The organism is Candidatus Atribacteria bacterium (assembly GCA_011056645.1).
In the GTDB taxonomy this organism is placed as follows: Bacteria; Atribacterota; Phoenicimicrobiia; order Phoenicimicrobiales; family Phoenicimicrobiaceae; genus Sediminicultor; species Sediminicultor quartus.
This window is the reverse complement of record DSEL01000068.1, coordinates 1-7,189: the sequence shown is the minus strand read 5'-3', so window position 1 is coordinate 7,189 and position 7,189 is coordinate 1. Positions and strand designations below refer to the sequence as shown.

Below are 7,189 nucleotides of genomic sequence, written 5' to 3'. Positions count from 1 at the left end.
TTATATAATATAAGCATTATTATCTATTAAAAGGGTTAATGGTGCTTATATTTAATTTTTACAGGGAAATATTTGCCATTTGATATTATAATATAACAATATTTTTGGTGAGGAGAGATATCTATGACATTTGACAGAAAAGTAATGCTAAGTGAAGAAGGCTTAAAAAAGGTTCAAGAAGAACTTCAATATCTTAAAAGGGTAAAAAGAAAAGAGATTGCCGAAAAAATTAGAAATGCTGTAACCTTTGGAGAGATTGCTGAGAATGCAGAATATAACTCAGTGAAAAATGAGCAATCTTTTATAGAAGGGAGAATTTTAGCCTTGGAAAAAATTATTGAAAATTATGAATTGATAGACAAAGCAGAAAATCCGGATTGCGTGTTGCTAGGGTCAGATGTTTTGGTGAAGGATACGACCAATAAAAAAGAGTATACATATACTATTTTGGATTATGTGGAATCTGAACCAGATTATGGTAAGATATCCATCTCTTCTCCTATTGGAAGAGCTCTTTTGGGAAAAAAGAAAGGTGATTTGGTAGAAGTTAGAGTCCCGGCAGGACATATCAAATATAAAATATTAGATATTAAATAGTGCTATGCATTAATTTTGCAACCTAGATAGTTATTAATTGTAATAATGAACAAAGTTATTAAAAAAATTAAAATAAAATGATACTTTGTTCATTATTTATTTATAAACCTTTTAGTAAATGAGCTGATTATATATTGACCAAATTTAAATTGCCCAAGAAGATTTATCAAAGAAAAAAATCATCACAATTTTGGTATCATATTAATATATTTTTCAAACAAAATATCTAGTCATAAGAGTAAAAAGAGGTGGATCAGGTGGAAATAAAAAAAAGCACAACAGAGATTATATCTATCAAGTTAGAAGAAATAGAAGAATTGAAAAGGGTAGGCATTGATCCTTTTGGGCATAGTTTTAATAGAACGCATAAAATAAAAGACATAATAGAAAAATATACCGATTTACAAGTGGGAGAATGCGCTCATGAAAAAGTTAGTGTAGCTGGTAGATTAATGGCTTTAAGAAAGCACGGGAAGGCCGTATTTGCTAATATTGAAGATATAAGCGGAAGAATCCAAATTTATTTAAAATCAAATAAAGTCGGTGAGGATTCTTTTAAACTTTTTAGTAAGATTGGTATTGGAGATATTTTGGGAGTTATAGGTTTTATTTTTAAAACCAAAACTGGTGAAGTAACGTTATTTGTAGAAGAATTTGTTCTTCTGTGTAAATCTATTCGCAGTTTACCCGAAAAATGGCACGGGCTAAAAGATGTAGAGATCAGATACAGAAAAAGATACTTAGATCTAATGGTAAATCCCTCAGTCAGAGAAATTTTTATTAAAAGAAGTAAAGTTGTACAATCCATAAGAAATTTTTTAAATAATAAAGGATTTTTAGAAGTTGAAACTCCAATCATGCAGCCTATTCCTGGTGGGGCTACCGCTCGTCCTTTTATTACCCATCATAATACTCTTCATAGAGATTTTTACTTAAGGATTGCCCCGGAATTATATTTAAAACGCTTATTAGTCGGAGGGCTTGAAAAGGTATATGAGTTAAGCCGTAATTTTAGAAATGAAGGTATTTCTACTAAACATAACCCTGAATTTACTATGTTGGAACTATATGAAGCATATGGTGATTACCATAGTATGATGCAAATGACTCAGGAGTTAATATTAAATATACTAAAAGACGTTTTAGGTAGTTTACAAATTGAGTACCGGGGAAATAAAATTGATTTTACCCCTCCTTGGAAAAGGATAAGCATGTATCAGGCAATAGAAGAAGCAGTTGGAATTCGAGTGAATAAGATTTCTCCGGAAAATTTTAGTAAAATTAACAAGGAGTATAAATTAAATTTAAAAGATAATATCAATAAAGGTGAAATCATTAATGCGCTTTTCGAAAAGTTCGTAGAACCAGCATTAATTCAACCAACTTTTGTAATTGACTATCCCCTGGAACTTTCACCTTTGTCCAAACAGAATAAAGACAATCCGGAATTAGTAGAGCGTTTTGAATTATTTATCAACTCAATGGAACTTGTCAATGCCTTTACCGAATTGAACGACCCAGCCGAGCAAGAACGTCGGTTTGAAGAACAAGTCGCTAAAAAAGAAGCAGGTGACATGGAAAGCCACTTTATGGATAAAGATTATGTCGAAGCACTAGAATATGGCATGCCTCCCGCAGGAGGCTTAGGTATAGGTATTGATAGATTAATGATGTTGCTTACTAACTCTGATTCAATTAAAGAAGTTATACTCTTTCCGCAATTAAAATCAAAAGAATAAAACAATATATGGTGTATACTATTTAATATATGGCGAAGAAAAACAGAAGGTTTTTTAGTTAGTTGATGAATTAATATAAGAATAGTTGATTATTTAACCAGCTAACCAACAAATTAAATACTATTCAGTAACGAATAAACTAATTGGTCAATTGGTCAATTAGAGAGTTGGCAAATTGATAAATATGAGATTAGATAAATTTTTAAAAATCAGCAGATTAATAAAAAGAAGAACAGAAGCAAAAAAGGCTTGCCTATCTAAATGTATTAAAGTTAATGATCGAATTGCCAAAGCAGGAGATGAAGTTAAAGCCGCTGACGAAATTGAAATTAACTTGACTAATAAAATTTTAAGGGTAAAAATATTAGACGTCCCATTAAAAAACATTCTGGCAAAACAAGCTGTTATGTTGTACGAGGTTTTAAAGGAAGTTATAAAAGAAGAAAATTAAGAAATAAAATTCAATTTAGTATTTGGCATATAGTTTGAATCCTATTAAAAGAATAGAAAAAATTAAGAATGTAAATTAGCAGATTATTTCTCTTGCAATACTTAGTAAAAAAAGGGAATAGAAAAATGGAAGAAAGAACGAAAGAATTATCGGAAAAAATAATAAGGTTATTGGAAGATAAAAAAACTCAAGAGATAAAAGAAATTATTTTTGACCTCTACCCAACTGAGTTTGCGGAAGTGACCGACTATTTACCATTAGAGCAAACTGTCGAAATCTTTAAATTACTTAAAGATGATGAAAAAATTGCCGAATTACTTTCAGAACTAAGTTCAGAATTACAAACAAATATTATGGACGCTCTAGGGAAGGAGAAAGCTTCTGATATCTTGGAAGAAATGGATGCTGACGAAGCAGCTGATTTTTTAGGAGAGATAACCCCTCAAGAATCCCGTGAGTTATTAGATTTAATGCCTAAAGAAGAGGCAGAAGAGATCGAGGAATTATTAAAGTATGAAGAGAATACTGCCGGAAGCATAATGAATAACGAGTTTGTTGCCCTCCCTGAAGATCTTACTGCCGAGGAAGCAATAAACAAAATAAGAGAACTTAGTCCGGAAGCAGAAATGATTTATTATATTTATCTAATAGATAAAAGAGAAAAATTAATAGGAGTTATTTCTTTGCGTGATTTAATCATGGCTAATCCTAAAGCTAAAATATTAGAAATTGCAGAGGAAGACGTAGTTAGTGTTTTGGATATAGAAGATCAGGAGACAGCAGCAAGAATAATTTCCGATTACGATTTTTTAGCTATACCGGTTATTGATAGAAAAGGTACTTTATTGGGAATCATCACGGTAGATGATATTATTGATGTGTTACAGGAGGAGGTTACTGAAGATATTCATAAGATGGTTGGTTCATCTGAAGTATATGAAGATAAATTGATAAAAGCGACTCCTCTAATCAGGGCAAAAGCACGGCTCCCCTGGTTATTTGTTTGTATGGCAGGGGAAGTGCTTTCTGGCTCGGTGATCAAATTTCATTCTGAAACCTTGCAAACCGTTGTAGCAATGGCTTTCTTTATTCCTATTATTATGGCAATGGGTGGCAATGTAGGTGCACAATCTTCAACCATTGCAGTTCGTGGCTTAGCCACTGGTCAATTAAGGATAAATGAATTATGGCATAATATCTGGACCGAAACTAAAGTTGGTACTTTAATAGGAATTATTGTCGGGATAATTATTGCTTTGGTAGCTCTTATTTGGCAGGATAATAAAATATTAGGATTAGTAATTGGATTATCATTATGTTTAACCATGATAACTGCAGCCACTGTAGGTACTTTATTGCCATTGATTTTTACCAGGATTAGGATTGATCCTGCAATTTCGGCAGGCCCTTTTATCACTACCATAGTAGATGTGGGCAGTTTATTAATATATTTTAGTTTGGGTACATTCTTATTCAAATTATTCAGCGGATAGGAATGGTTTGGTTGAATATTGTTTAATAATTTAGCAAAATAGCAAAAAGAAATTTTAAAAAACAAATAAAAAAGGAGAAAAACAGATGAGTGAAATATTTGATGTATATGCGAGAGAAATATTAGATTCTCGGGGTAATCCTACAGTGGAAGTAGAAGTAGAATTAGAAAGCGGAGCCTTTGGAGTAGCACAGGTTCCTTCAGGAGCTAGTACTGGAATACATGAAGCTATTGAATTAAGAGATGAGGACCCAAAGAGATATTTAGGTAAAGGAGTTCTTAAAGCCGTTGAGAATGTAAACGAGATGATTGCTCCTAAAATTATAGGATTTGATGCTGCCGATCAATTGTTGATTGATAAAATATTAATTGAGCTTGACGGGACTCTCAATAAAAGCCGATTGGGAGCCAATGCTATTTTGGGAGTATCTTTGGCTACAGCGAAGGCAGCAGCTGATTTTTTTGGTTTACCCTTGTATCGCTATATAGGCGGGATTAATGCAAAAGAACTACCTGTTCCCATGATGAACATACTAAATGGCGGTAAACATGCTGATAGCGGAGTAGATTTGCAAGAATTTATGATTATTCCCGCCGGCGGAGCTAACTTTAGAGAGAGTCTCAGGATGGGAACGGAAACTTTCCACGCCCTAAAAAAAGTATTGAAAAATAAGGGATACAATGTTGCAGTAGGAGATGAGGGAGGGTTTGCCCCTAATTTAAAATCAAGTGAAGAGGCCGTTCAGTTAATAGTAGAAGCCATTCAAAAAGCAGGATATAATCCCGGTAAAGATGTTTTTATTGCCTTAGATCCTGCTGCTTCAGAATTATACAGGGATGGGGAATATATATTATCTCGCGAGGGAGTAACCAGAACCTCCGGTGAAATGATAGATTATTATGCTTCCTTGGTAGAGAAATACCCTATAATTTCCATAGAAGATGGTCTTGCAGAAGATGATTGGGAAGGGTGGAAAGAATTTACCAAAAAATTAGGTCATAAAATACAAATCGTAGGAGATGACCTTTATGTTACTGATAAAAAGAGGCTTATTAAAGGGATTGAATTAAAGGCTTCTAACTCAATTTTAATAAAATTAAATCAGATCGGAACTTTAACTGAAACTTTAGATACTATTGAAACGGCAAAGAGGGCAGCTTTTACTGCGGTCATTTCTCATCGTTCCGGAGAAACCGAAGACACTACTATTGCTGATTTAGCGGTAGCAACTAATATGGGACAGATTAAAACCGGTTCTCTTTGCAGAACGGATCGGGTGGCAAAATATAACCAATTACTGCGCATTGAAGAACAATTAGGCGAGTCATCAATTTATCGCGGGAAGGCAGTATTTAATATTAAATAAAATGATATCAATTAGGTCGATATTTCATTCGAAAATAGTTTTAGCTATAATTTTGCTTTTAATATTGTACATAGTTTTTTTATTTTCAGATAAATATGCTCGGACTTTGCAATTAAAGGAAGATATTAAAAGATTTGAAGCAGAAATAGAAGAATTAAAAAGAAAGAATAATAGTTTATTGGAAGAAGTAGAATCATTAAAATCTGATAAATCTGTAGAAAAAATTGCCCGAGAAGAATTGGGCTTATCAAAACCTGATGAAATATTGATTAAAGGTATCGAAAAATAAAGAAATGTATCTCGCATTATAGCGGATAGACTATTGAGTTAGTTGTTTAATTGCTTATATGATTAATCATTTATGAATTAATATACCTCCACTAACCAGTTAATTAACGATTAATGTTGGTATCAAATATAAAACACCTGAATAATTATAATTTATCAGTATAACTATTTATATTGCTATTGACGATTCAATTGATTTATCATATAATGGATTGCAGTCTGCCGGAGTGGCGGAATAGGTAGACGCACAGGACTTAAAATCCTGCGAGCTGTAAGGTTCGTGCCGGTTCGATTCCGGCCTCCGGCACCAATATAGATAGTAATTGACTGATAATTTGGCTTTGCTTGAAAAAAATGCTAAAATAAAAAATCATAAAATAATTTTTTTACAAATATCAAAATACAGCGCGGGGTGGAGCAGTCAGGTAGCTCGTCAGGCTCATAACCTGAAGGTCGGTGGTTCGAATCCGCCCCCCGCAACCAACTTCCAATACCTCTTAATCAAAATGATAGAGGTTTTTTGTTAATAGGACATCTCTTATTATGTTAGTTAATTAATCAGTTAGGCGGTGTAGCTCAGATGGCTAGAGCATGCGGTTCATACCCGCAGTGTCCTGAGTTCGAATCTCAGCACCGCCACCAAAATACTCATCAAAAAGTTAAAGGCCTTTCAAAAAAGAAAGGCCTTTCTTACAAAAGGACATAAGATGTTAGAAGAGAAGGTTCTACAAACTGTAAAGAAGTTTGATATGATCTCTTTCAACGACAGAATTCTGATTGGAATATCAGGAGGTCCTGACTCAGCTACCCTACTAAATATTTTATTTTCTTTTAAAGAAAAATATAATCTCTCTTTTTTTCTTGCCCACCTTGATCATATGCTAAGGGGAAAAGAATCAGATGAAGATGTAAATTTTGTTAAAAAATTAGCCCAAAAATTAGATTTGCCTTACGCAGTAAAAAGTTGTAATTTAACAAAAATTGCTCGAAAAGAACATCTAACCCTGGAAGAAGCTGCTCGTAAATATCGGTACAAATTTTATTTAGAAACTGCAAGAAAATTTAAAACCAACAAGATTGCTTTGGGGCATAATGCCGATGATCAGGCAGAAACTGTTTTGATGAGATTTTTAAGAGGCAGTGGGTTAGAGGGCTTAATAGGTATTCCGCCGGTACGAGGTAAAATAATCAGGCCTTTAATCGAGTGTAGTAGAGTAGAAATTGAAGAATACTGTAAAGAAAAAAAAATAGAGTA

Annotated in this window: 7 protein-coding genes and 3 tRNA genes; all 10 read left to right on the top strand. The window is 33.2% G+C overall.

Annotation, left to right across the window (positions count from 1 at the left end; genetic code table 11):
* Positions 1-123: 123 nt before the first annotated feature.
* Positions 124-597: a transcription elongation factor GreA gene (gene greA / locus ENO17_02750; GenBank protein HER23955.1), complete on the top strand. Its 474-nt coding sequence runs from the start codon at positions 124-126 to the stop codon at positions 595-597.
* 257 nt (positions 598-854) lie between these two features.
* Positions 855-2,336, top strand: a complete 1,482-nt coding sequence (gene lysS / locus ENO17_02745) for a lysine--tRNA ligase (GenBank protein HER23954.1) — start codon at positions 855-857, stop codon at positions 2,334-2,336.
* Between the two features lie 184 nt (positions 2,337-2,520).
* Complete coding sequence (locus ENO17_02740) at positions 2,521-2,787, top strand: RNA-binding S4 domain-containing protein (GenBank protein ID HER23953.1); 267 nt, start codon at positions 2,521-2,523, stop codon at positions 2,785-2,787.
* Between the two features lie 125 nt (positions 2,788-2,912).
* Positions 2,913-4,280 (top strand): magnesium transporter, encoded by a 1,368-nt coding sequence (gene mgtE, locus ENO17_02735; protein HER23952.1) that lies wholly within the window; start codon positions 2,913-2,915, stop codon positions 4,278-4,280.
* Positions 4,281-4,365: 85 nt separating this feature from the next.
* Positions 4,366-5,646: a phosphopyruvate hydratase gene (locus ENO17_02730; protein ID HER23951.1), complete on the top strand. Its 1,281-nt coding sequence runs from the start codon at positions 4,366-4,368 to the stop codon at positions 5,644-5,646.
* A 1-nt stretch (position 5,647) separates the two neighbouring features.
* Positions 5,648-5,935 (top strand): cell division protein FtsL, encoded by a 288-nt coding sequence (ftsL, locus tag ENO17_02725; protein ID HER23950.1) that lies wholly within the window; start codon positions 5,648-5,650, stop codon positions 5,933-5,935.
* Between the two features lie 220 nt (positions 5,936-6,155).
* Positions 6,156-6,244 (top strand) — tRNA-Leu (locus tag ENO17_02720).
* Between the two features lie 96 nt (positions 6,245-6,340).
* A tRNA-Met gene (locus ENO17_02715) sits at positions 6,341-6,417 on the top strand.
* 82 nt (positions 6,418-6,499) lie between these two features.
* Positions 6,500-6,576: transfer RNA gene (locus ENO17_02710), tRNA-Met, on the top strand.
* A gap of 65 nt (positions 6,577-6,641) precedes the next feature.
* Positions 6,642-7,189, top strand: a 548-nt coding sequence (gene tilS / locus ENO17_02705) for a tRNA lysidine(34) synthetase TilS (protein HER23949.1), incomplete at its 3' end; no start/stop codon positions are given.

What these genes read in the sequence shown, in the direction of transcription:
- greA (HER23955.1), top strand. Translation starts at nt 124, where the DNA reads ATGACATTTGACAGAAAAGTAATGCTAAGTGAAGAAGGCTTAAAAAAG.
- ENO17_02740 (HER23953.1), top strand. Translation starts at nt 2,521, where the DNA reads ATGAGATTAGATAAATTTTTAAAAATCAGCAGATTAATAAAAAGAAGA.
- mgtE (HER23952.1), top strand. Translation starts at nt 2,913, where the DNA reads ATGGAAGAAAGAACGAAAGAATTATCGGAAAAAATAATAAGGTTATTG.
- ENO17_02730 (HER23951.1), top strand. Translation starts at nt 4,366, where the DNA reads ATGAGTGAAATATTTGATGTATATGCGAGAGAAATATTAGATTCTCGG.
- ftsL (HER23950.1), top strand. Translation starts at nt 5,648, where the DNA reads ATGATATCAATTAGGTCGATATTTCATTCGAAAATAGTTTTAGCTATA.